This is a genomic window from Paraburkholderia sp. Ac-20336 (assembly GCF_017105025.1).
Taxonomy (GTDB): Bacteria; Pseudomonadota; Gammaproteobacteria; order Burkholderiales; family Burkholderiaceae; genus Paraburkholderia.
Map to the genome: position 1 here is coordinate 1 of NZ_JAAGPS010000120.1, position 22068 is coordinate 22068.

A 22068-nucleotide genomic window follows, 5' to 3' on the forward strand; every position below is an offset into this window, starting at 1 on the left:
GCGTTGGCCGCCGCGCCGGCTCGGCGCGGCGCTTCGGCCGCATCAGCTACCGTATCGGTTACCACATCGGTCGCCGCTTTCGCGGCCGGGCTGCCGGGCGCGGCCTTCAATGCGGCCTGCAACGCAACCGTCGGCGCGGCCTCGCATGCCATGCCGGCGGCCTTGCTCACGGCCTTGATCGCGCTGGGCGCGCCGTCGCTCGCCCATGCCCATGCAATCGCGGGCGACCGCGTCTTTCCCTCGACGCTTGCCGTCGACGACCCCGGCGTCGGCGACGAAGCCGACTTCGAGTACGGCCATCAACGCGTACCGGGCGACAACGGCGACCAGAGCGTCAACACGTTCAGCTTCGAATACGACAAGCTGATTACGCCGCGCCTCGCGGTCTCGGTCGACGGCGGCTACGTCATGCAGAACAACCCGGGCGCGCGCGGCTTCGACAACTTCGGCGTCGGCCTCAAGTACCTGCTGTACGTGAACGAGCCGCACGAACTGATGACCTCGATCGGCGTGAACGCCGAACTCGGCGGCACCGGCAGCCGCGCGATCGCCGACAACTTCTCGACGATCTCGCCGACCGTCTACGTCGGCAAGGGCATGGGCGATCTGCCGGACTCGCTCGCTTATCTGCGCCCCGTGGCGGTAACGGCCGAGGCGGGCCCCGCGCTGACCACCGGCGCGGGTCAGCCGAACGCGTTCGACTACGGCTTCACGGTGCAGTACAGCCTGCCGTATCTGCAGCAGCACGTCCACGACACCGGCCTGCCGCAGCCGTTCGCGAACCTGATTCCGCTCGTGGAAATTCCGCTGTCGCGCAGCCAGGGACAAACGACCGGCACGGTCAATCCGGGCTTCATCTGGATGAATCGCTACGGGCAATTCGGCATCGAAGCGCAGATTCCGCTCAACCGGGCAAGCGGCTCGCACGTCGGCATTCTGGTGCAGGCGCACCTGTTCTTCGACGATATCGCGCCGGCCACGCTCGGCAAACCACTCTTTCAGTAACGCAGGAGAACGATGATGAAACAGAACCTGAAGACTCGCGCATTGCGCGCGGCCGTATTGCTCGCCGGCGCCACGCTCGCGAGCGCCGCATTCGCGCATGTGTTTCCGCAGAAGCAGGAGCCGGGCGCGGGCGCGACGATCGCCTCGCCTGCGCAAGTGCGGATCACGTTCGACGGGCCGCTCGAACCGGCGTTCAGCTCGCTGACCGTCACCGATGCGAGCGGCAAGCAGGTCAACGCGCAGAAATCCGCGGTCGATGCGCAGCAGGCCGCCGTGATGACGGTGCCGTTGCCGACGCTCGCCGCGGGACACTACACCGTGCATTGGGTGGCCGTCGCATCGGATGGACATCGCACGCATGGCGATTATGGGTTCGATGTGAAGTAAATGAAGTCGGGGCAATGAGGTGAAATAAGACTGAGATAGGACGCCGGAAAAAAACAGTAGAAAAACCGGTTAAAAAGCCAGGCCGCGTCATCGGGTTTTTAAAAGCATCGATGGCGCGGCTCATATTTCGCCTGTTCCAGAACATCTATCCCAACGCCGAGTCACCATATAAAAAGCCGAGCCGATTTGCAGTAGTTCGAATCAATCAGACAAGGCTTATTTCCTGAAATCGTTGTACACGTACGACGTATTTTGCAAAGCGTGACAGTTCGCGCCAGCCGGCCACGATAAGGTGGCGATCCGCTGGGCGGCGCGACAGGCATCGCGCGAACGCCTGCCGTTCGCGTCGTCATGCAGCACCGCTGCGAAGCGATCCATTGCTCATCATTCAGATCAGGCGACGTCCGCTGCAAAAGAAACGGACGCTTCGCGAAGCTGTTTATCTGGTCTTTCCATCGGGGTCCATCCTTTGAAAACGTCTATGAAGTTCGGCGTGCTGGCGCTGTTTTCCATCGCCGGCGCCTTGGGCGGTTGTGCAACCGAATCGTCGCAAACCTTGCCGGTGCCAGTGGTCTCCAGTGCGCAAACGCCTTATGCCGGCAAGCCGGTCGAAGTCTCGCTCGGCAAATTCGATAATCGTTCGAGCTATATGCGCGGCATTTTCTCGGACGGTATCGACCGTCTCGGCAGCCAGGCGAAAACAATCCTGATTACGCGTCTGCAACAGACGCATCGCTTCAACGTGCTCGATCGCGACAATCTCGACGAGATCAGGCAGGAAGCCGCGTTCATGAAGAAAGCGCAGAACCTGAAGGGCGCGCGTTTCGTCGTGACCGGCGACGTGACCGAGTTCGGCCGCAAGGAAGTCGGCGATCAGCAACTGTTCGGCATTCTCGGCCGCGGCAAAAATCAGATCGCCTACGCGAAGGTCAACCTCAATATCGTCGACACGACGACGTCCCAAGTCGTGCTGTCGAGCCAGGGCGCGGGCGAATTCAGCCTGTCGAACCGCGAGATCATCGGCTTCGGCGGCACCGCCGGTTACGACTCGACGCTGAACGGCAAGGTGCTCGATCTGGCGATTCAGGAAGCGGTCAATCATCTCGTCGAGCAGGTCGATGCCGGCGCGTTGAATGCCGCCAGATAAGCGCACGCCAGAACGGAACACCTCACAAATAGCGCAATGCGGCGCGGCGCGCGATTCGCTTCACGTCCGAAGCTGCGCTTGAAATCCTGTTTGAAATTACGTTTGAAGTCGCGCTTGAAATCACACTTCATACCGAATTTCTCCCCACGTTCCGCATCGCGCTGCCCACTCTTTTTTCGACTCACCTCATCGATCCAATGAAAACCACCTTCATGACGAAAGGCGCATGGTTGCCGCTCGTCGCCGCGACACTGCTTGGCGGATGCGCGGCGCAACGGCCCGCGCCGCTGTACCAATGGGACGCTTATCAGCCGCAGGTCTACGAATATTTCAAGGGACAGTCGAGCCCGCAGCAGCAGATCGACGCGCTCGAAAAAGCGCAGCAGACGATCCGCGCCCAAGGCAAGACGCCGCCGCCCGGTTTCCATGCGCATCTGGGCATGCTGTACGCGAGCGTCGGCAAGGACCAGGACGCGCAGCAGGAATTCGTGGCCGAGGAGCAGCTGTTCCCCGAATCGTCGACGTACATGGACTTTCTGTTGAAGAAGTCCAAACCACAATAAGAGCTACGCCATGCTGAAACTGATTTCCCTGAAGCTCGTGTCGGCGCTGTCGATTCTCGGCCTGCTGGCCGCGTGCGCGAGCCAGCCGCATCAAGCGGACTACACCGCGTTCAAGAAAGCGCAACCGCGCGCGATTCTCGTGTTGCCGCCCGTGAATGAGACGGCGGACGTGAAGGCGTCGTCGAGCGTGTTGTCGCAAATGACATTGCCGCTCGCGGAAGCCGGCTACTACGTGATTCCGGTCGCGCTGATGGACGAGACCTTCAAACAGAACGGCCTCACGACGCCAAATGACATCGAGCAGGTCGCGCCCGCGAAGCTGCGCGACATCTTCGGCGCGGACGCCGTGCTGTATTCGAAGATCACGCAATACGGCTCGGTCTACCAGATCGTGGACAGCACGACGGTCGTCGCCGCGTCGGCGAAACTCGTCGATCTGAAAACCGGCGACGTGCTCTGGCAAGGCCTCGGCAGCGCAACCGGCAAAGAGGTCGGCATGAACGTCAACATAGGAGGCGGGCTCGTCGGGATGCTCGTGCAGGCCGCGGTCAGGCAGGTCGCGCATTCGCTGATGGACGAAGGCCACGAGGTGGCGGGCCTGACGAGCGCGCGTCTGCTGTCGGCAGGGCCGCCGAACGGGCTGCTGTATGGGCCGCGTTCGCCGAAGTACGGCACGGATTGACGCGCCGCGCTTGCCACACCGCGGCCCCCCGGTTGCCCCTCAGTTGACCCTTAGCTCCGCTTGAACAACTGCCGCGCGAGCGAGCACATGAGCGTCGTCGCGGGCGATTCGTCCTGCAGACGGCGGCTCATGATGATCGGCGACGCGGCATTGGCCGACGGAATCTGCCGGTACGCGACGCCATGCGCGCGCAGACCCTCGACGCTCTCCGGCACGAGGCACACGCCCACCTGCGCCGCGACGAGACCGAGCGCGGTCTGCAATTCGCGCACTTCATGAATCGCCTTCGGTTCGAGCGCCTGATCGTGCATCGCCGAAAGCTGCTGGTCGGCATAGCTCGGCCGCGGCGTGCTCGGATAGACGATCAGCGTTTCCTGAGCCAGCGCCGCGAGCGTTAACGGCTTCTTTTGCCGCGCGAGCGGATGGTCTTGCGGCAGTGCGGCGATCATGCGTTCCTCAACGAGCACTTCGCGCGCGAGCTGTTCGTCGTCGAAACGCAGACGGCCGAAGCCCACGTCGATACGGCCGCCCTTGAGCGCGGCCAGTTGCTCGATCGTGAACATTTCGATCAACGAGAGCTCGATATTCGGCGCGGCCTCGCGAAACGCGCGGATCACGGCGGGCAGGGCGCCATAGAGCGTCGACGGCACGAAGCCGATCACGATGCGCTCGGCCAGTTGCGCGAGCCGGCGCGTGAGCGGCGCGAGTTCGTCGGCTTCGTCGACGAGCCGTTTCGCCTGGGTGTAGAAAATGCGCCCGGCCTCGGTGAGCCGCAAGGGCCGCGAGCCGCGCTCGAAGAGCGGCAGGCCCACGCTTTCCTCGATCTGCTGGATCTGCCGCGAGAGCGGCGGCTGCGTCATATGCAGACGGTTGGCCGCCCGCGTGATGTTCATTTCCTCTGCGACCGCGATGAAGTAGCGAAGCTGGCGAAATTCCATGCATACCTCTCGTGCGTGCCGGACGGCATGCCGGGTGTGTTTCCTTTTTGTCTGTCTGGGCGTGCCTGCTTGTGCCTGCTTACGCCTGCTGGTGCCCGAGCACGCTTGAGCATGCCCGCCCGTGCTCCCGGTGCAGCGGTCCGGGACGGCAACGAATGATAGCAATAGCCGTGAAATCGCGAGCGCGGCCGCGCATCGTCTGAAGCGATGCGAAGCAGGTTCGCTAGATGCCCGCCAGATGCCGGACCAAGGCTTTTTCCGCGCGCGGCATCGTATTCAGGTCGCGCATGCAGATCAGCAAACGGCGCGTGGCCCACGGATCGCTCAGTTCGATTGTGCGAATACCCGGTGTGCCACGATAGCGCTTCGCGGCCGTGGCCGGCACGATGCCGATGCCCGCGCCCTGTTCGACCATGCGGCAAACGCCGTCGAAAGTGCGCACGTTCGCGCGGAACGCGAGCGCCTGGCCGGCCAGCAACGCGCGTTCGCCGAGATAGGTTTGCAGCGCGCTGTCCGCGCTCAGGCCGATGAACTCACGCTCCGTCACTTCCGCGAGCGCGACGCGCCGGCGCGCGGCCAGCGCATCGTCGCGGCTCGTGACGAGCACGAGTGTGTCGACCGCGAACGGCAGCGTTTGCAAGGCCCCGTGCTCGACCGCATCGGAGACGATGCCGATCTCCGCCGTGCCGCTCAGCACCGCCTTGACCGTCTCGCTGCTCTGGCGCTCCTTCAGATCGACCTGCACGTTCGGATGCTCGCGCAGAAAAACCCCGATCGCGGACGGCAGAAACTCGGTGATCGCCGCGGTATTGGTCCACAGCCGGATGCATGCCTTGCGTCCTTGCTGATGCTCGCCGAGCTCGCCCTGCATTCTGTCGATCTGGCCGAGCACGAGCCGCGCATGATGCGCGAGCGTGTCGCCGGTCGGTGTCGACTCGACGCCACGGCGGCCGCGTTCGAGCAGCGGCATGCCGAGCGTTTCTTCCATGCCGCGCAGCCGAGCGCTCGCCGACGGCAGCGACATATGCGTGCGCGTGGCGCCGTGCGTGATGCTGCCGGTATCGAGAATGTGCAGAAAGAGCCGCAGATCGATGAGGTCGAAGCGCATGGGCGAGGGGGCGGGGCAAGCCGCGAGAGAGGGTGGGCGAAGCTCGAAGTGTTGGGGTGGTTCGATCCGGGGCGCTGGCTTCAGCACGGCATCGCTCAAGCTTCAGCGTTTCAGCTTGAGCTTCTGCCTTAGCCCCAGACTAAGCCACGCTACGTATCTTACGCATTGTGGAGCGCGTTGCGGCGCTTGAAAATCGCCAGCATCGCTTCTTCAACGGAATTCCGCCGATGGCCTCTTCGTTTGCGCCGCTGCTTGCCCTGCCTGTCGTCGCGCGTGTCGGCACCGTGGCCGTCACCTTCGTCGTGGCCGGCTTCGTCAAGGGCGTAACGGGCATGGGGCTGCCGACGGTCGCGATGGGCGTGCTCGGCACGCTGATGCTGCCGGCGCAGGCGGCCGCGCTGCTGCTGTTGCCGTCGTTCGTCACGAACGTGTGGCAACTGTTCGCGGGAGCGAGCGTGCGCACGCTCGCGCAGCGCCTCTGGCCGATGATGGCCGGCATCGTCGTCGGCACGCTCGTGGCCGCGCCGTTCATCGCGGGCGGAGGCGGCGCATGGGCGGTCGCGGGACTCGGCGCCGCCTTGATGCTCTATGCGGCGGCCGGCCTGCTCGCGTGGCGCTTTCCGGTGCCGGCGCGCCACGAGCGCTGGCTCTCGCCCGTGATCGGCGTGGCGACCGGTGTGCTGACCGGTGGAACCGGCGTGTTCGTCGTGCCGGCCGTCCCCTATCTGCAGGGGCTCGACCTGAAAAAAGAGGACCTCGTGCAGGCGCTCGGACTGTCGTTCACGGTGTCGACGCTCGCACTCGCGATCGGACTCGCCGGCGCGCATGCATTCGCGCTCGACGATCTGGGCAACTCGCTTGCCGCCGTGCTGCCGGCGCTCGTCGGCATGTGGCTCGGCCAGCGCGTGCGCGGACGCATCGGCGCGGCGAGTTTCCGGCGCTGGTTCTTCGTCTGTCTGCTCGGCCTCGGCGTTCAATTGACCGCGCGCGCGTTCGTTTGACAAGACAGGAGCGCAGTGGATATCGAAGGAGGGAGATCGTGTGGCCCGTTATTCTGGATACGCTCGGCGCGCTCGCGGTGCTCGCGAGCGTGGCCGTGCAGATTGCGCTCATGCGCAGGCGGTGAGCGGCGGTGTGGCTTGCCGCGCGCCGGTGCGCATGATGTGCACGTTGCGCACGTTGCGCATGTTGCGCATGTTGCGCATGTTGCGTATCGGCACGCATCGGCACTCGTTGGCATACCCTGGCAATTTCAACCGGCTTCACTTCACCCGCGTTGACTCACCACCGTGGACTCGCCTCACACACGCGTTTCATCAGCCGAATCCCGCGCGGCGTCACGCGGCCCCGCATTGTCAGTTGCATTGCGCCGCTCATCTCCAATCTCGATCCGCTTCACCTCGCCGAGCAGGAACGTGTAGCACAGCACGGCAATGATCGCGAACAGGCTGATGAGCCCGAGCGCCCAGCCGAACGAACCGGTCGCGCGCACGATGAAGCCGATCGCGATCGGCGTCGCGATGCCCGACAGGTTGCCCGCGAAATTGACCGCGCCGCCCGTGATGCCGACCATGCCTTCGGGCGCGATGTCGGCGACGAGCGACCACGAGGCCGACGCGACGCCCTGCGCGAAGAACGCGAACGACATGATCGCGATCACGATCCAGTTGGTGTCGGTCAGCACCGCGAGCGTCATCGTCGGCACGAGCAGCAGGCCCGTCATGATCGGCGTCTTGCGCGCGGTCGCGACCGAGGCGCCGCGCCGCAGCAGCCAGTCCGATAACAGCCCGCCCGCGACCACGCCGACCGACGCCGCGACGAACGGCACCGCGCTCGCGCTGCCGGCCTTCAGGATCGTCATGTGGCGCTCGGAGATCAGATAGGTCGGGAACCACGTCAGGAAGAAATACAGCGACGATAGCGAGGCGAACTTGCCCGCACAGATCGCGATGATCTGCCGGTTGCGAAACAGCACACCGAGCTTGCGCCACGGAAACGCGTGATGCTGCCGCGTGCCGGTCTGACGGTCGATCAGCGCGCCGCCTTCGCGCAGATAGTCGAGCTCGGCCGCATTGACGCACCGGCTGTGCTCCGGGTCCCGATACATCGCGTACCAGACCGCGGCCCAGACGATGCCGAGCGCGCCCGTGAACAGAAAAATCTCGCGCCATCCGAAGCGATGCGCGATCCAGAACAGCAGCGGCGTGAGCGCCGCCATGCCGACGTACTGCCCGACCAGATAGACACTCGTCGCGAAGCCGCGCTCGTGCTGCGCGAACCAGATCGAGACGACGCGATTGTTGACCGGAAAGGTCGGCGCTTCGGCGACGCCCACGCCGAGGCGCAAACCGAACAACGTCGCGAAACGTCCCGCGAAACCCTGTGCGAACGTGAATGCGGACCAGATGAAGATCGCGCACGCATACATCACGCGCGAGCCGAAACGGTCGACGACCCAGCCGCCCGGAATGTTCGCGATCACGTAGGTCCACGAATACGCGGAGAAGATAAAGCCCAGTTCGACCGGGCCGAGCCCGAACTCGTTTTTCATCAGCGGCGCGGCGACGGCGAGATTCGCGCGGTCGAGATAGCTGACGACGGTGCCGACGAACACCAGCAACAGCATCCAGTAACGCACACGGGTGGGGCGCAAGGCAGACATGACAGGTTCTCGTTCAGAAGACGGCGAGCGCGATGGATTCGATGGGATTCGCCGAATGGCGGCTCGAAGGGATAAGCGTCTTTTGTTTTATATGTGAAATGACGATTTACAGATGGGACGATTATAGAAGCATCGGCTGGACGCGCAAAGCGGAAAACAATGGCCGTAAGGCCCGTGTAAATGACGCGATCCGGCGCAAGCCGGCTGGTCGCCTGGTCGATTGTTCGCCGCAACCGGCGTATCTGTTCGGCTCGATTCGCTTTATCCGGCTCGCCGCGCTACCTACATTGTGTTCAATGACAGCGCCACTGCATTTGCAGCTTCATCGGCGTGGACCCTGCGGTTTCCCGCAGCGGCACGCCGGCGCGAACCCTTCAGAGGACACATCATGAGCAAGCTCACTGGCAAGGTAGCGGTTGTGACGGGCGCATCGAAAGGCATCGGTGCGGCGATTGCGAAGGCATTGGCGGCGCAGGGCGCGTCGGTGGTGGTGAACTACGCGTCGAGCCGCGCGGGCGCCGACAAGGTGGTCGCCGACATCGCCGAAGGGGGCGGCAAGGCGGTCGCCGTCGGCGGCGACGTGTCGAAGGCTGCGGACGCGCAGAGCATTGTCGATGCGGCCGTCGAGACGTATGGCCGGCTCGATATCCTCGTCAACAACTCGGGCGTCTATGAATTCGCGCCGATCGAAGCGATCACTGAGGAGCATTTTCATCGCCACTTCAATATCAACGTGCTCGGTCTGCTGCTCGTGACCCAGGCGGCCGTCAAGCATCTCGGCGAGAGCGCGAGCATCGTCAACGTGGGCTCGATCGTGAGCCGCATCACGCCGTCGGGCAGCGCGGTCTATACGGCGACCAAGAGCGCGGTTGACGGCATCACGGGCGTGCTCGCGAAGGAACTCGGCCCGCGCAGGATTCGCGTCAACGCGGTTAATCCGGGCATGGTCGAGACCGAGGGCGCGCATAGCGCCGGCGTGATCGGCTCCGACCTCGAAACGTGGACGCTCAGCGCAACGCCGCTCGGACGCATCGGCCGGCCCGACGATATCGCCGATGTCGTGACGTTCCTCGCCTCGGACGATTCGCGCTGGTTGACGGGGGAATCGTTGATCGCGAGTGGCGGGCTGCGGTGAGGTGGGGGGGGGCGGGGTATTGATTTGGCGTTGGTTTGATTGGATGTAACGCTCGTTGCGAGCGGCGTGGCCTGAAGTGGGGAAGGCCGCGCCGTTTGTCGTTTGCTTTGCGTGTTTGCGATATATCAAATTCGCCTTGGCACAGATCAAAAACCAATCGCATTCCTATGCGAAGTTAAAAGTTGTCAAGGCTCGTTGTAGATGTACCGCTGGGTGCCTATGAACTGCTACGATCAGCGTTTCGCCCGAAAGCTGCTGTGCAGCGGAGTCCTCATGTTTTTCCGGAATGACTTTAAAAGAGCAATCGATAACGCTGACAGCATCGCCGGATATGTCACCTACAATGCATAAGCTCTATGCCATTCTTTCGATGCTGATATCGGGATCCGTTTTCGCATGTATGCCTGGCGAGAATTTCGATATCTATTTCCCGCCAGATAGCGCGATTATTCTCGCCGATGAGGTTTTACGACTAGTCAACTGGGTAGCCGATCAAAAGATTACCTACGCGAATCACAAAACCAAAGAAATAACGTGGGTAAGCGGGCATGCTGAGGAACGCGAACGGAATCCAGCGCAATTGGCCCAAGCGCGCCTGATAGCGGGTAGAGCCGTGCTCGATCAATTTGGCTTCTTGCGTGGAACGGTAAAGGCAAGTTCACGAGTCTATTCGAAGAACGATGTCGAAAACGGTCGGCGCGTTGAAATCTCGTTTGAGCCTGACTGCCCTAACAAGTGTTGTACGAGGCAGTAGCGGTTACGTTGAATGTGCGTCAAGCCATGCCAACACTTGCATGGGATACACGAGACCAATATGAGCAAGCAAAGAACCCCCAGTTCGATTGTCGTTCGTTACGATACCGAGCAAAAAATGCTGGTGTGCAATGCTGTCGCCGAGGCTGAGGTACGTCCCCTGTGTGAGGGGAAACTGGATATTCCCGTGCTGCTGGAAGAGTTCGATTTCAACATTGACGACGAATTCGCACGTCGTTTCGGTGCGGCCATTCTGAGCCTGCTGGCTGAATACAAGCCAGAGTTGAAGCAGTTCATTTCGGTCACGCCCGCGCCTTAGCGCGTTTTCTGTTTGTCGTTCAATGAGTATTCCCGGCTGCCTTGAAAAGTGATTGTTTGATGGACAAGTTAACTCAATTTGACTACTTCCACGACTGGAATATCAGTGCTCTTGCCGTTCGCGACAGGCACAAACTCATTGTCCTGCTGGAAGATGACGGGAAGCGGGCAACCGCCACTTTTAGCGGAACCAGTCGCTGCACCGTTGAACATTTCAGCGTATCCAATAACATTGTCTTCGAGTTAAAGCTTCTCAAGCCGGAGGATACGAATTACGACCTCGCACTTGCCATGCTTTCGAAAAGCGAGCGCTTTTCTGACACGCCTGGGCGCCAGGTCGCGATAATCCTTGCAACGGCCGGCGCGGAGTTGGCTGTCGAGTTCGAGACGCTTGAGATTGACGAGTATCGGTAGTTCACCATTCGCATGCCTATCAACGAAAAGCCGACTCTCGCGGGTCGGCTTTTTGCTGTCCGTCTTTCCAGCGCACAGAAATTTTACGAACTATGCGGCACCCGCGTGGAATCGGCCTTAACCGACTCCGGCTCCCCCTCGACCGCCCCCGCCAACTCCACCGCAAACAACGCATCGAGCAGATTCGAGCCCGGCCGTTCGGCGAGCCGCGTCAGCGATTCGGTCATCTGGACCTGGCAATCCTGTAGCGGCACCATCCGGATGCGCCGCGACTCCTTGAATTCCGCGCGCGCGATCACGCCGACGCCCATGCCTTGCGCGACCGCTTCTTCCAGCGCCTCGCGCCCGTCGACATAAAGCACCGGCTCGACCTGCAACGACTCGCGCACGAGCTCGATTTCAAGCAGTTGCTGCGTGACCGATTGCGGCTCGCGGAAAATCATCGGCTGCCTGACGAGTTCCGCGTAGCTGAGCCGGCGCTTTTTTGCGACCGCGTAGCCGGCCGGCACCATCGCGACGAGCGGGTCGCGCCGCAACACGCGCGCTTCGAGCCGGCTATGCACCTGCGGCGCGGCGGTGATCGCCGCGTCGACCGCGCTCGACAGCACGCGCTGCATGCACTCGGCCGCATTGGCGACCGACAGCGTCACGACGATGCCCGGGTGCTGCTTGCGAAACGCGCCGATCAGCGCGACCGCGAGATCGGGCGCGTCGGCGACGAGCGACAGCGAGCCCGATTCGAGCCCGCCCGCCGATTCGAGCAATTGTCGCGCGTCGCGCTCGCAGCTGAGCATCTGCCGCGTTACGCTGAAAAGCCGCAAGCCGAGTTCCGTCGTGGCGACGCCGCGCGGCCCGCGCTCGAACAGCTTGACGCCGTAATCCTGTTCGAGCCGCCGCACGTGATCCGACACGGCCGGCTGCGTCAGCGACAGCGCCTGCGCCGCCTTCGAAAACCCGCCATGTTCCGCGACCGCATGAAACGCCCGTAATTGCGCATATTGCACGTGTGCCTCGCTATCGAATAAGTTTTAGCGATACCTCTATCAATTATATCGATTTTACCGATGGACAGGCTTTCTATACTGTGTCGGCTATCGACATCAGTTCTAGCGGAGTGGCGGACATGGAAAGCGTGATCGGCGGTTCAGCAGCGGCAGCAGCCACGTCGGCACAACCGGCGTCACCGGCAGGCACGACGGCAGCGGCCACGCCGGCAGCGCCGTCGGCCACCCGCGCTCAAAACGCCTGCGCCGCGCCGGCCGGTGGCGAGCCCTATCTGCTGACGCCGGGGCCGCTGACCACGGCGCTCGCGACCAGGCAGGCCATGCTGCGCGACTGGGGCTCGTGGGACGGCGACTTCCGCGCGATGACCGCGCAGTTGCGCGCGAACCTGCTCGAAATCGCCGGCGACACCGCGGGCGAGTACGACTGCGTGCCGCTGCAAGGCAGCGGCAGCTACTGCGTCGAAGCGATGCTCGGCAGCCTGATCCCGCGCGACGGCCACGCGCTCGTGCTCGCGAACGGCGCCTACGGCAAGCGCGCGGCGACGACGCTCGGCTATCTCGGCCGCGCCTGCACGCTGCTCGACAAGGGTGACTATCTGCCGCCGCGCGGCGTCGAAGTGGAGCGCATGCTCGACGCCGATCCGTCGATCACGCACGTCGTCGCGATTCATTGTGAAACCAGTTCGGGCATCCTGAACCCGCTCGAAGAAATCGCGGCCGCCGTCGCGAAGAAGGGCCGCAAGCTGCTGATCGACTCGATGAGCGCCTTCGGCGCGGTGCCGCTCGACGTGCGGCAGATCGTCTGCGAGGCGTTCGTCTCGTCGGCGAACAAGTGCATCGAGGGCGTGCCGGGCTTCGGCTTCGTGATCGCGCGCAAGAGCGCGTTGCAGGAAGCGAAGGGCCGCAGCCATTCGCTCGCGCTCGACCTGCACGATCAATGGGACGTGATGAACCGCACGGGCCAATGGCGCTTCACGCCGCCCACGCATACGGTCGCGGCATTTATCGAGGCGCTGCGTCTTTACGCGCTCGAAGGCGGACAGCCGGCGCGGCTCGCACGCTACGAAAACAATCGCGACGTGCTGGTCGCCGGCATGCAGACACTCGGCTTCGAGCCGCTGCTCAATGCGCACTGGCGCTCGCCGATCATCGTGACGTTTTTCTCGCCGGCCCATCCGTCGTTCGAATTCGCCCAGTTTTACGAACTGATGAAGCAGCAGGGCTTCATCATCTATCCGGGCAAGCTGACGGTGGTGGACAGTTTCCGCATCGGCTGCATCGGCCAGGTCGACGCGTCCGTGATGCGCCGCGTCGTCGACGCCTGTGCGCAGGCGCTGCGCACGATGGGCGTGCCGCATGCGGCGCCGCCGGCCGCCGCGCTCGAAGAACGCAAGCAACTCGCGCAGGCCGCGTAAACGGGCACAACAGGTGCAACAGGCACTTGTGCGGCACTCGCGCAACACATTCGGATTGCAAAGGATCGGGAAAGATGAAGCACGTTAAAGCGGTGATTTTCGATTGGGCCGGCACAGTGGTCGATTACGGTTCGCGCGCGCCGATGGGCGCGTTCGTCGAAACCTTCGCGCAGTTCGGCGTGCCGGTCACGATCGACGAAGCGCGCGGCCCGATGGGCATGGCCAAGCGTCCGCATATCGCGGCGCTGATGGCGCTGCCGCGCGTCGCGCAAGCCTGGGCCGAGCGCTACGGCCACGCGCCGGGCGAGGCCGACATCGATGCCGTGTACGACGTGTTCGTGCCGAAGAACATCGCGGTCGCGGCCAGCTATAGCGCGGTGATTCCCGGCGTCGCCGAAGTCGCGAGCGCATTGCGTCACGACGGCGTGCGCATCGGCACGACCACCGGCTATACGCGCGAGATCATCGACCAAATCGTGCCGGGCGCGGCCGCGCAGGGCTTCTCGCCGGACAGCATCGTCTGCACCGGCGATACGCCGGAAGGGCGGCCGTCGCCGTACATGATCTACAAGACCTTGCCGCAACTGGGCGTATGGCGCGCGCGCGAGGCGATCAAGGTCGACGATACCGAGGTCGGCATCGAAGAGGGCATCAACGGCGGCACGTGGGCGGTCGGCGTCGCGGTGAGCGGCAACGCGTTCGGCATGAGCGAAGCGGAAGTGAAGGCGCTGTCCGCCGACGAGTTCGCCGCGCGCCGTCGCGCCGCGATCGGCAAGCTCAAGGCGGCGGGCGCGCATTACGTGATCGACAGCGTGGCCGATCTGCTGCCGGTCGTGCACGAAATCGACGCGCGGCTCGCGCGTGGCGAGCGGCCCTGAGGTTTTCTCCGCGCTGAACTGGACCTGCTGCGCGTCTACTGAGCAACCAGCGCGCCATCGCGCGCGACCACCTTGCCGTTGGCCATGACGAGCTTGCGCACCGGCCGCGCGACGATCGCATGCGCGAGCGTGTCCGCCTCGACCAGCACGAGGTCGGCGCGCGCACCGGCTTGCAAGCCATACGACTCGAATCCGCACGCCCGCGCGGCCACGCCGCTCACGCAATCGAACGCGAGCGCGAGGTCGTCGTCGCGGCGCAGGCCGTAGCGCATCGCGATCAGCATCGCGCGTTCCAGCATGTCGGGCGAACCGTAGGGCGTCCACGTATCGCGGATGCCGTCGTTGCCGCCGAACAGTGTCACGCCGTGTTCGAGGCACGCCTTGAGCGGTGGCACCGGCACCGACGGTGGAGCGGTGGTCAGCAATGCGACGCGCAGGTCCGCGAGACGCGCGAGCAGGGCATCGCGTTCGCGCTCGGGCAGTGCGCCGAGACAGAACGCGTGACTGACTACCACCTGCCCCTGCATGCCGAGCGCCGCGACGCGATCGAGCAGCAGGCCGAGCGTAAACGCACCGATTTCCCCCGGCTCGTGCAGATGAATGTCGATCGGCTTCTGATGCCGCTGCGCGAGGCCGAACGTCAGGTCGAGCGACTGCACGGGATCGCCGTCGATGAGCGCCGGGTCGAGCGCGCCGAGCACGTCGGCGCCGGCAGCCAGCGCGCGATCGAGCAGCGCGTCGGTGCCCGGCCGGCCGAGCAGCCCCGATTGCGGAAACGCGACGATCTGCAGGTCGAACACGTCGCGCAGGGTCTGACGCGTCGCGAGCACGCCGTCGAGATGACGCAGACCCGCGTCGGTATCGATATCGACGTGCGTGCGCAAACGCGTCGTGCCCGCCTGCATGAACGCGCGCGCGAGCGCAAGCGACTGCGCGCCCGCATCGTGGCCGCTTTGCGCGCGCCAGCGCCGTTCGTTCTCGATACGGTCGGTGAGCTTCGGGCCGACCTCGTTGCGATACCAGCGCATGCCCCAGTGGGTCTTGTCCAGATGCGTATGGCCTTCGATGAAACCGGGCAGCAGCAGCGCGCCCGCACCGTCCTCGATCCGCATGCCGGGTTCGCGCGCGAGGCCCGGACCGAGCGCGGCGATGCGGCCGGCGGCAATCGATACGTCGACGCGCGCGCCGTCGGCAAGACGCACGTTGGTGATGAGCGAGGCGTTCGTCGTGAGAGGCGTGGCGGTCGTGGTCATGGCGGCGTCGAGTGGAAGAGGGTGAGGACAGGGACGATGAAAGCGGCTGCAAAGCGACTACAAAGCGATTGCACAGCGGTTTCAAGCGCGAGCAACGCAGGCCGCTCGCGACGCGACGGACAGACGGCGATACGGGCCGCGCCAGCCCCCGCCGGCGGGCAAAAACCAAGGCTGAGCGCCTGTTCACGGTATACTCCCGCGAACTTGCCTGATCGCCAGGCTTGCCCGATACTCAGCTGTTACCCCCAATCTCCCCGTACGTCGAGTTTAACGCTACTGCTTATGAGCACAATCCTTGAAAGTCTTCCGATCGGCCAGAAGGTCGGTATCGCGTTTTCCGGCGGCCTCGACACCAGCGCCGCGCTGCACTGGATGCGCAAGAAGGGCGCCGTGCCGTATGCCTACACGGCCAACCTCGGTCAGCCCGACGAAGACGACTACGATTCGATCCCGCGTCGCGCCACGCAATACGGCGCCGAAGGCGCGCGCCTGATCGACTGCCGCGCGCAACTGGTCGCGGAAGGCATCGCGGCGCTGCAATGCGGCGCGTTCCATATCTCGACGGCGGGCGTCACCTACTTCAACACGACGCCGATCGGCCGCGCCGTGACGGGCACGATGCTCGTCGCCGCGATGAAGGAAGACGGCGTCAACATCTGGGGCGACGGCAGCACGTACAAGGGCAACGACATCGAGCGTTTCTACCGCTACGGTCTGCTCGTCAACCCGGACCTGAAAATCTACAAGCCCTGGCTCGACCAGCTGTTTATCGACGAACTCGGCGGCCGCGCGGAAATGTCCGAGTTCATGCGCCAGTCGGGCTTCGACTACAAGATGTCGGCGGAGAAGGCGTATTCGACCGACTCGAACCTGCTCGGCGCGACCCACGAAGCGAAAGACCTCGAAAGCCTCGAATCGGGCATCAAGATCGTCAACCCGATCATGGGCGTCGCATTCTGGCGCGACGACGTGCAGGTCGCGAAGGAAGAAGTGACGGTCCGCTTCGAGGAAGGCCAGCCGGTCGCGCTGAACGGCAAGACGTTCCCGAACGCGGTCGAGCTGCTGCTCGAAGCGAACCGCATCGGCGGCCGTCATGGTCTCGGCATGAGCGACCAGATCGAGAACCGCATCATCGAGGCGAAGAGCCGCGGCATCTACGAAGCTCCGGGCCTCGCGCTTCTGAACATCGCGTACGAGCGTCTCGTTACCGGCATCCATAACGAAGACACGATCGAGCAGTACCGCGAAAACGGCCGCCGTCTCGGCCGTCTGCTGTACCAGGGCCGCTGGTTCGATCCGCAGGCGATCATGCTGCGTGAAACGGCACAGCGCTGGGTCGCGCGCGCGATCACCGGCGAAGTGACGGTCGAATTGCGCCGTGGCAACGACTACTCGATCCTCAGCACGAAGTCGCCGAACCTCACGTATCAGCCCGAGCGTCTGTCGATGGAGAAGGTCGCGTCGACGTTCTCGCCGCGCGATCGCATCGGTCAGTTGACCATGCGCAACCTCGACATCACCGATACGCGCGACAAGCTGCGTATCTACTCGCAGGTGGGTCTGCTGTCGTCGAACGACGTCTCGGCGCTGCCGCAGGTGAAGTCGGATAAAGAGTAACTGCCAGAGTCAATGCGCGAGTCCGTGCGAGAGTAAATCCGGGCGTCAATCCGGAGCAGGCTCGTGAAGAACGGGGAAGGGATGTCCTTCCCCGTTTTCTTTTTTCCGCCGTCCGTTCGTGCTTTTGCCTCCTCGCTGCTGCGTTTTTCCACCGCCAATTCCTCATCGATCCGCCTGATCGCCGCGACGTCGAAGCGGCTCCGCACGACAGCTTCGTACGACGTATTTGTCTGCTGAATACGGCATGAAATCGCCTCGCAACGAGGCATGGTTCGCTCAATCACGCCCCCTCGTCATCTTTTCTCGCGATCGCTCGATCGGCGCTCAAGTTTCGCCGGCCTATGCCGTTGACATGAGCTAATCCCATTCTGGAACCTCGCCGTGCAACTCGCTTACAGTAACGACCGCCTGGCCAGCCGGATGCCCATCGAGCCCCCCGCGACCGGCGAAGCCGAGGTGGAGTCTTCGGTCATCGAATGGCTGTTGCATGACGATCAGGTAATGCGCGAATGCTTCACGCACGCGGCGGAGATTCTCAAGAGCGTGACCGGCGCGGCGATCACCGCAATCGTGCTGCTCGACGAGGAGCACGAGCATTACCGCGCCGAAGTCGGCATGGCGATGCCGCTCGTCACGCGCGCCTGCTCGCTCGCCGACTATGCGGTGCGCGACGCCGATCTGTTCGTGATCGAAGACGCGCATCACGACCACCGCTTCCGCGAATGCATGCTCGTGCGGCGTCATCCGTTCGTGCGGTTTTATGCGGCGATTGCGCTACGCGCGCCGAACGGCGAGATCGTCGGTGCGCTGTGCGCGATGGACCCGTCGCCGGGCCGGCTCGATGCCGGGCAACGCGGCGTGTTCTACCATCTGCGCGCGATGATCGAAAACGATCTGAAGATGCGCACCGCCACCGCGATCGATCCGCTCACGCAGCTTTATAACCGCCGCTTCCTGCTCGACAGCATCGCGCGCCGCTGGAAAGAAGCGCAAGAGGGCGACGTAATGGGCTCGGTGGTGGTCGACGTCGACTGGTTCAAGCAGTACAACGACACGTACGGGCATCAGGCCGGCGATCAATGTCTGCGCAAGGTCGCCTCGGTCATGCAGGCCGCCGCCGACAACGAGCGCATCGTCGCCGGACGCATGGGCGGCGAGGAGTTCGGGCTGCTCGTGCTGCAGGCGCGAGCGTTCGAACTCGAAGACACGCTCGAAGCGCTGCGCCGTGGTGTCGCCGATCTCGCGATCGAGCATGGCGCGTCGCCGCTCGGCATCGTGACCGTCAGCGTGGGCGCGTCGCTGACGCGCATCACGGAGTCGTCGCGGCCCGCGCATCGCGATGGTTTCGCGAGTGCGGATCAGGCGTTGTATCGCTCGAAGCATAGCGGGCGCAACCGCGTAACGATGGCGTAAAGCGTAAAACCATAGTACGGCGCGGCGTGCCCGATCATCAGCGATCCTGACGATCGGGCACGCAGTTGGCTTGCCTTGAGCGCTGCCTGCGCTTGCTGTTCGCTGTTTTCCCGTTTCCGGCCGGCGATGCGTACCATGCCTGCCTATCGCAGGCAACGCATTCCCCATTACTTCCCCGTTAATGCGTACGATCAAAATCGTACGCGCAAATTGCCGCTGCACGAACGGTCATAAGGTTTTCTTAAGCTTGCACTGTTGAGATAACCTTATGAATAACGGCTGCGAACAATAACGATGCCCCGTGGACGCAAACCTGGCCGGCAAGCCGAGAAGACGCATTGCCGGTTGCTTTATCTGCTGGAATTGGCGCGCGGCAGTTCGTACGTCGCGAGTACGCTGACGCCGGAAAGCCAGCATGCGGCAATTGCCGAGGTGTTGCGCGAGTTCAGCCAGCAACACGACGCGAACAAGCTGCCAATGTTTCGCGAACTGCTCGCGGAGAGACTTCAGGAACGGGGCGATCTCGACGCGGCGCAGGCGGTATTGAGTTTCAGATTGCGTCAATAGAGCGCGGGAAAACCGGCGCGGAACAGCGCAGGCGCGCTGCCCGCAAAAAACGCCTCGGCTTGAGGCTTCCAACCTCAAGCCTCAAGTGCCGATCAGCTTCAACCCCGCCGGCAACGACTCGCCGAACACACGACCTTCATCGGCGTTATCGAGCGCGACCGTTTCGCTGACCATCGTGACCCACGCGCGCGGCGCACTCGCCGCTTCGAGCCGCCGCACGACCGTCGCGCGCAGATCGTCAGGCAGATCGCGCGAGCGGTCGCCGGTCATGCGCGCGATCTGCACGGCGGCGAATGCGGCGGGGTCGATCTTCTTCCAATCGAGCTTGAGAATCGCGTCGAGCCATTGCGCGGCGACCGCGGGCGGCACGACGCTATGCGCGCTGCCGTAGAACGGCTGCCGCGCACCGATACGCCCGACCGCCCACCAGCTCTGGTGGTTTTCCGCAGGCTTCTTCAGGCGCGCGAGCACGGCCTCGCCGAGTTCGATCTTGCGCTCGGCCGGAATCCGTTCGAGCGAGGCGGACAGCCGCACCCTATCGGCAAAACCGGTCTTGGCGACATCGAACGGCAGCTTGTGGCGCGCTTGCGCGGCCTTCTCCAGATAGTCCATCGCCTCGAGCACGCGTAGTTGCGCGTCCTCGCCGAGGCCGCCCGCCGCGCGGCGCCACAGCGTCCACCATTCGGACCAGACCTGGCTATCGTTGACGTACTGAATGCCGTCGTCGAACAGCGACCACAGCTGCTCGACGCGCCATTCGTCGAGCGGATAGCCGAAGCCCGGCCGCACGCAATAGCCGGCGAGGTTGAGCCAGAGCCGTTCGTGATCGGCCGAGCGCCGTCTGCGGCGCGCGCGTTCCCAGAGCGCGCCGAACAGCTCGCGCAGCAATGCGCTGTTCCAGCTATCGCGCGGTCCGAGCAGCTGTTCGAGTTGCGCGCGCAGCCGTTTGATTTCCTTTGGATCGACGTTTTGCGCGCGCGAGCCGAAACAGCGGTCGATCAGTTCGATCGCGCGATCGAGCGCGGGATGGCGTTCGTGCGCGGCATCCGCCGGCAGATCCACCTGCGCGGCGTCGCGGCGCAACTGGAATTCGAGCCGCCAGCGTTGCGCGGGGTGGTCGAGCGCGAGACAGTGCACGTCGAGCGTGCCGACTTCGGTCAGCGTCGTCGCGATGCGCACGGTGGTCTCGCGCGCATTCTGGCCGTCGCGCGGCTGCACGACGGTCGCGACCGGCGGCAGACGAATGAAGTCGCCGCCCGCGAGATCGACGAGTTCGCCGGGCTGATAAACGGTGTCCGCGCTCGACGACACGAGGTGAAACTGCACCGGATGCCCGAGCCGCAACGCGAAGGTACGCTCCGCGATCAGGATCTCGTGGCCTTCTTCGGTGCCGCGCGGCAGCAGGCAGATGCCGCGCGATGCGGGTGGGGTGTCGTGTGGCGGGTTCGGCGCGCAATCCTGGGTTGAGCCGTGTGCCGAATCCGGCTTGCCCGCGCCGGTTTCGTCGAGCACGAGAAAATAGCTGCGCGCGGAACCGCCGCCGATTTTCGGCGCCAAGCCCGCGCGCGCGAGCGAATAGGCCACCGCGCCGCGCGCCACCGCAACGTCGGGATTGTCGTTGTGCAGGACGTTGAGCGGTGCGCCGCGCCAGTCGCCGAGCGTTTCGGCGAGACGGCGCGACAACGCGTCGGCGCGAAACACGCCGCCGTTGAGCAGCAGCGTGTCGGGCACGGGCAGGGCGGTTGCGTTGCCAGGGCCCGACGCGCTGGCCGTATCCGCCGGCGCATCTGCGTTCGCATCCGCTTCTGCACCCACGGCCAGCGCCTTGCGCGACTGCGCCGCGAAGCGCTCAAGAAACGCCGCGATATGGCGCGTGACCGCCGCGTCGGTTGCATAGGGCAGACCGAATTCGACAATCGCGCCGCGCGGCCGCCCCGGCCGTTCGTGCGCCGCGACCTTCGGAAAGAACCCGTCGACGATGATCTTTTCGACCTCGTCGCGCGTGACCTGCGCGCTGCGCGCTCCGCCGATCAGCTTCGACCCGGCGCCGAGCAGCGTGATCGAAGCCGACTCCGGCGCCTGCGCGCCAAGCAGTTGTTCCTTCGCGCTGCGGCAGCGCTCGACCAATTGCGACAGGCTCGCCGCCGACAAGCGCTGCGGCGCCTGCCTGACGTCACCGGAGCCAGCGGCACCGCCGGCCCCACCCGGCAGCCGCGCCTCGACCAGATGCGCGAGCGCGAGGTCCATGTTGTCGCCGCCGAGCATCAGGTGATTGCCGACGCCGATGCGCGTCAACTGCGGCTCGCCGTCGCCGCGCAACGCGACTTCGATCAGCGTGAGATCGGTCGTGCCGCCGCCGACGTCGCAGATCAGCACGAGCCGTGTCTTCGCGAGTTCGCCGGCCAGGCGCTCGCGATGATGAAACAGCCAGTCGTAGAACGCGGCCTGCGGCTCCTCGAGCAGCCGCAGCGACGGCAGACCCGCGAGCCGCGCCGCTTCGACGGTCAACGCGCGCGCGCCTTCGTCGAACGAAGCCGGCACCGTCAGCACGACGTCCTGCTGTTCGAGCGGCGCGTGGGCGAACTGCTGGTTCCACGCGGCGCGCACGTGCACGAGGTAGCTCGCGCTTGCCTCGACCGGCGAGACCTTGCGGACCTCGTCGGGCGCGCCCCACGGCAGGATCGGCGCAACGCGATCGACGGAAGCATGCGAGAGCCAGCTTTTCGCGCTCGCGACGAGCCGCCCCGGCACCTGCGCGCCGAGCAGACGCGCGAGCTGGCCCACCACGACCGGCTGCGCGGCGTCCTTG

23 protein-coding genes are annotated in these 22068 nt (G+C 64.3%); 17 read left to right on the top strand and 6 right to left on the bottom strand.

Annotated elements, in window-relative coordinates:
* Positions 1-150: 150 nt before the first annotated feature.
* From GXB81_RS24970 to GXB81_RS24990, 5 genes are all read left to right on the top strand, one after another.
* Positions 151-1005: a hypothetical protein gene (locus GXB81_RS24970; RefSeq protein ID WP_167038671.1), complete on the top strand. Its 855-nt coding sequence runs from the start codon at positions 151-153 to the stop codon at positions 1003-1005.
* Positions 1006-1017: 12 nt separating this feature from the next.
* The gene (locus GXB81_RS24975) at positions 1018-1392 is read left to right on the top strand and encodes a copper resistance protein CopC (protein WP_205990602.1); all 375 of its coding nucleotides are present in this window, start codon (positions 1018-1020) and stop codon (positions 1390-1392) included.
* 481 nt (positions 1393-1873) lie between these two features.
* On the top strand, positions 1874-2539 hold the full coding sequence (locus GXB81_RS24980) for a CsgG/HfaB family protein (RefSeq protein ID WP_205990614.1): 666 nt from the start codon (positions 1874-1876) through the stop codon (positions 2537-2539).
* Between the two features lie 197 nt (positions 2540-2736).
* Entirely contained in the window at positions 2737-3102 is a 366-nt protein-coding gene (locus GXB81_RS24985) for a DUF4810 domain-containing protein (RefSeq protein ID WP_167282778.1), read from the top strand.
* A 10-nt stretch (positions 3103-3112) separates the two neighbouring features.
* On the top strand, positions 3113-3784 hold the full coding sequence (locus tag GXB81_RS24990; protein ID WP_205990603.1) for a DUF799 domain-containing protein: 672 nt from the start codon (positions 3113-3115) through the stop codon (positions 3782-3784).
* Positions 3785-3834: 50 nt separating this feature from the next.
* Here the strand turns inward: GXB81_RS24990 and GXB81_RS24995 are convergent, their stop codons facing one another.
* Together GXB81_RS24995 and GXB81_RS25000 are read right to left on the bottom strand one after the other, a co-directional pair.
* A complete protein-coding gene (locus GXB81_RS24995) occupies positions 3835-4722 on the bottom strand; it encodes a LysR family transcriptional regulator (protein ID WP_167282782.1) in 888 nt (295 codons plus the stop codon).
* A gap of 223 nt (positions 4723-4945) precedes the next feature.
* A complete protein-coding gene (locus tag GXB81_RS25000) occupies positions 4946-5830 on the bottom strand; it encodes a LysR family transcriptional regulator (protein WP_205990604.1) in 885 nt (294 codons plus the stop codon).
* Between the two features lie 227 nt (positions 5831-6057).
* Between GXB81_RS25000 and GXB81_RS25005 the strand changes: the two genes are divergently transcribed.
* On the top strand, positions 6058-6831 hold the full coding sequence (locus GXB81_RS25005) for a sulfite exporter TauE/SafE family protein (RefSeq protein ID WP_205990605.1): 774 nt from the start codon (positions 6058-6060) through the stop codon (positions 6829-6831).
* A gap of 299 nt (positions 6832-7130) precedes the next feature.
* On the opposite strand, the gene GXB81_RS25010 is transcribed toward GXB81_RS25005, so the two are convergent.
* A complete protein-coding gene (locus GXB81_RS25010; RefSeq protein ID WP_241016504.1) occupies positions 7131-8492 on the bottom strand; it encodes an MFS transporter in 1362 nt (453 codons plus the stop codon).
* A 32-nt stretch (positions 8493-8524) separates the two neighbouring features.
* Between GXB81_RS25010 and GXB81_RS25015 the strand changes: the two genes are divergently transcribed.
* The 5 genes from GXB81_RS25015 (at position 8525) to GXB81_RS25035 (ending at position 11112) form a co-directional block, all read left to right on the top strand.
* Complete coding sequence (locus tag GXB81_RS25015) at positions 8525-8884, top strand: hypothetical protein (RefSeq protein ID WP_205990606.1); 360 nt, start codon at positions 8525-8527, stop codon at positions 8882-8884.
* Positions 8881-9627, top strand: coding sequence for a glucose 1-dehydrogenase (locus GXB81_RS25020; protein WP_205990607.1), 747 nt, complete (start codon positions 8881-8883; stop codon positions 9625-9627). The genes GXB81_RS25015 and GXB81_RS25020 overlap by 4 nt, the downstream gene beginning before the upstream one ends.
* 343 nt (positions 9628-9970) lie before the next feature.
* Complete coding sequence (locus tag GXB81_RS25025) at positions 9971-10381, top strand: hypothetical protein (protein WP_205990608.1); 411 nt, start codon at positions 9971-9973, stop codon at positions 10379-10381.
* A 60-nt stretch (positions 10382-10441) separates the two neighbouring features.
* A complete protein-coding gene (locus GXB81_RS25030; protein WP_167038128.1) occupies positions 10442-10699 on the top strand; it encodes a hypothetical protein in 258 nt (85 codons plus the stop codon).
* Between the two features lie 59 nt (positions 10700-10758).
* A complete protein-coding gene (locus GXB81_RS25035; RefSeq protein ID WP_205990609.1) occupies positions 10759-11112 on the top strand; it encodes a hypothetical protein in 354 nt (117 codons plus the stop codon).
* 83 nt (positions 11113-11195) lie between these two features.
* Here the strand turns inward: GXB81_RS25035 and GXB81_RS25040 are convergent, their stop codons facing one another.
* Positions 11196-12116, bottom strand: a complete 921-nt coding sequence (locus GXB81_RS25040; RefSeq protein ID WP_205990610.1) for a LysR substrate-binding domain-containing protein — start codon at positions 12114-12116, stop codon at positions 11196-11198.
* A 119-nt stretch (positions 12117-12235) separates the two neighbouring features.
* On the opposite strand from GXB81_RS25040, the gene GXB81_RS25045 reads away from it, so the two are divergent.
* Together GXB81_RS25045 and phnX are read left to right on the top strand one after the other, a co-directional pair.
* Positions 12236-13531 (top strand): 2-aminoethylphosphonate--pyruvate transaminase, encoded by a 1296-nt coding sequence (locus GXB81_RS25045; RefSeq protein WP_205990611.1) that lies wholly within the window; start codon positions 12236-12238, stop codon positions 13529-13531.
* 74 nt (positions 13532-13605) lie between these two features.
* The gene (gene phnX, locus GXB81_RS25050; protein WP_167038136.1) at positions 13606-14409 is read left to right on the top strand and encodes a phosphonoacetaldehyde hydrolase; all 804 of its coding nucleotides are present in this window, start codon (positions 13606-13608) and stop codon (positions 14407-14409) included.
* 35 nt (positions 14410-14444) lie between these two features.
* Here phnX and GXB81_RS25055 read toward each other — a convergent pair whose 3' ends face one another.
* On the bottom strand, positions 14445-15662 hold the full coding sequence (locus GXB81_RS25055) for an amidohydrolase family protein (protein WP_167038138.1): 1218 nt from the start codon (positions 15660-15662) through the stop codon (positions 14445-14447).
* A 282-nt stretch (positions 15663-15944) separates the two neighbouring features.
* Between GXB81_RS25055 and argG the strand changes: the two genes are divergently transcribed.
* From argG to GXB81_RS25075, 4 genes are all read left to right on the top strand, one after another.
* Positions 15945-17279, top strand: a complete 1335-nt coding sequence (gene argG, locus GXB81_RS25060) for an argininosuccinate synthase (protein WP_167038140.1) — start codon at positions 15945-15947, stop codon at positions 17277-17279.
* 63 nt (positions 17280-17342) lie between these two features.
* On the top strand, positions 17343-17516 hold the full coding sequence (locus GXB81_RS25065) for a hypothetical protein (RefSeq protein WP_205990612.1): 174 nt from the start codon (positions 17343-17345) through the stop codon (positions 17514-17516).
* Between the two features lie 183 nt (positions 17517-17699).
* Positions 17700-18692, top strand: coding sequence for a sensor domain-containing diguanylate cyclase (locus tag GXB81_RS25070; RefSeq protein WP_167038143.1), 993 nt, complete (start codon positions 17700-17702; stop codon positions 18690-18692).
* A 294-nt stretch (positions 18693-18986) separates the two neighbouring features.
* Positions 18987-19259 carry a hypothetical protein gene (locus GXB81_RS25075; RefSeq protein WP_167282805.1) on the top strand — a complete coding sequence of 91 codons (273 nt, stop codon included), beginning with the start codon at positions 18987-18989 and terminating at the stop codon, positions 19257-19259.
* 81 nt (positions 19260-19340) lie between these two features.
* On the opposite strand, the gene GXB81_RS25080 is transcribed toward GXB81_RS25075, so the two are convergent.
* The coding region (locus GXB81_RS25080) for an Hsp70 family protein (RefSeq protein ID WP_205990613.1) at positions 19341-22068 on the bottom strand (2728 nt) is incomplete at its 5' end.

What these genes read in the sequence shown, in the direction of transcription:
- GXB81_RS25045 (WP_205990611.1), top strand. Translation starts at nt 12,236, where the DNA reads ATGGAAAGCGTGATCGGCGGTTCAGCAGCGGCAGCAGCCACGTCGGCA.
- GXB81_RS25020 (WP_205990607.1), top strand. Translation starts at nt 8,881, where the DNA reads ATGAGCAAGCTCACTGGCAAGGTAGCGGTTGTGACGGGCGCATCGAAA.
- GXB81_RS25025 (WP_205990608.1), top strand. Translation starts at nt 9,971, where the DNA reads ATGCATAAGCTCTATGCCATTCTTTCGATGCTGATATCGGGATCCGTT.
- GXB81_RS25075 (WP_167282805.1), top strand. Translation starts at nt 18,987, where the DNA reads ATGCCCCGTGGACGCAAACCTGGCCGGCAAGCCGAGAAGACGCATTGC.
- argG (WP_167038140.1), top strand. Translation starts at nt 15,945, where the DNA reads ATGAGCACAATCCTTGAAAGTCTTCCGATCGGCCAGAAGGTCGGTATC.
- GXB81_RS25000 (WP_205990604.1), bottom strand. Translation starts at nt 5,830, where the DNA reads ATGCGCTTCGACCTCATCGATCTGCGGCTCTTTCTGCACATTCTCGAT.
- GXB81_RS25035 (WP_205990609.1), top strand. Translation starts at nt 10,759, where the DNA reads ATGGACAAGTTAACTCAATTTGACTACTTCCACGACTGGAATATCAGT.
- GXB81_RS24980 (WP_205990614.1), top strand. Translation starts at nt 1,874, where the DNA reads ATGAAGTTCGGCGTGCTGGCGCTGTTTTCCATCGCCGGCGCCTTGGGC.
- GXB81_RS24970 (WP_167038671.1), top strand. Translation starts at nt 151, where the DNA reads ATGCCGGCGGCCTTGCTCACGGCCTTGATCGCGCTGGGCGCGCCGTCG.
- GXB81_RS25005 (WP_205990605.1), top strand. Translation starts at nt 6,058, where the DNA reads ATGGCCTCTTCGTTTGCGCCGCTGCTTGCCCTGCCTGTCGTCGCGCGT.
- GXB81_RS24975 (WP_205990602.1), top strand. Translation starts at nt 1,018, where the DNA reads ATGATGAAACAGAACCTGAAGACTCGCGCATTGCGCGCGGCCGTATTG.
- GXB81_RS25030 (WP_167038128.1), top strand. Translation starts at nt 10,442, where the DNA reads ATGAGCAAGCAAAGAACCCCCAGTTCGATTGTCGTTCGTTACGATACC.
- GXB81_RS25010 (WP_241016504.1), bottom strand. Translation starts at nt 8,492, where the DNA reads ATGTCTGCCTTGCGCCCCACCCGTGTGCGTTACTGGATGCTGTTGCTG.
- GXB81_RS25070 (WP_167038143.1), top strand. Translation starts at nt 17,700, where the DNA reads ATGCCCATCGAGCCCCCCGCGACCGGCGAAGCCGAGGTGGAGTCTTCG.
- phnX (WP_167038136.1), top strand. Translation starts at nt 13,606, where the DNA reads ATGAAGCACGTTAAAGCGGTGATTTTCGATTGGGCCGGCACAGTGGTC.
- GXB81_RS25015 (WP_205990606.1), top strand. Translation starts at nt 8,525, where the DNA reads ATGGATTCGATGGGATTCGCCGAATGGCGGCTCGAAGGGATAAGCGTC.
- GXB81_RS24985 (WP_167282778.1), top strand. Translation starts at nt 2,737, where the DNA reads ATGAAAACCACCTTCATGACGAAAGGCGCATGGTTGCCGCTCGTCGCC.
- GXB81_RS24990 (WP_205990603.1), top strand. Translation starts at nt 3,113, where the DNA reads ATGCTGAAACTGATTTCCCTGAAGCTCGTGTCGGCGCTGTCGATTCTC.
- GXB81_RS24995 (WP_167282782.1), bottom strand. Translation starts at nt 4,722, where the DNA reads ATGGAATTTCGCCAGCTTCGCTACTTCATCGCGGTCGCAGAGGAAATG.
- GXB81_RS25055 (WP_167038138.1), bottom strand. Translation starts at nt 15,662, where the DNA reads ATGACCACGACCGCCACGCCTCTCACGACGAACGCCTCGCTCATCACC.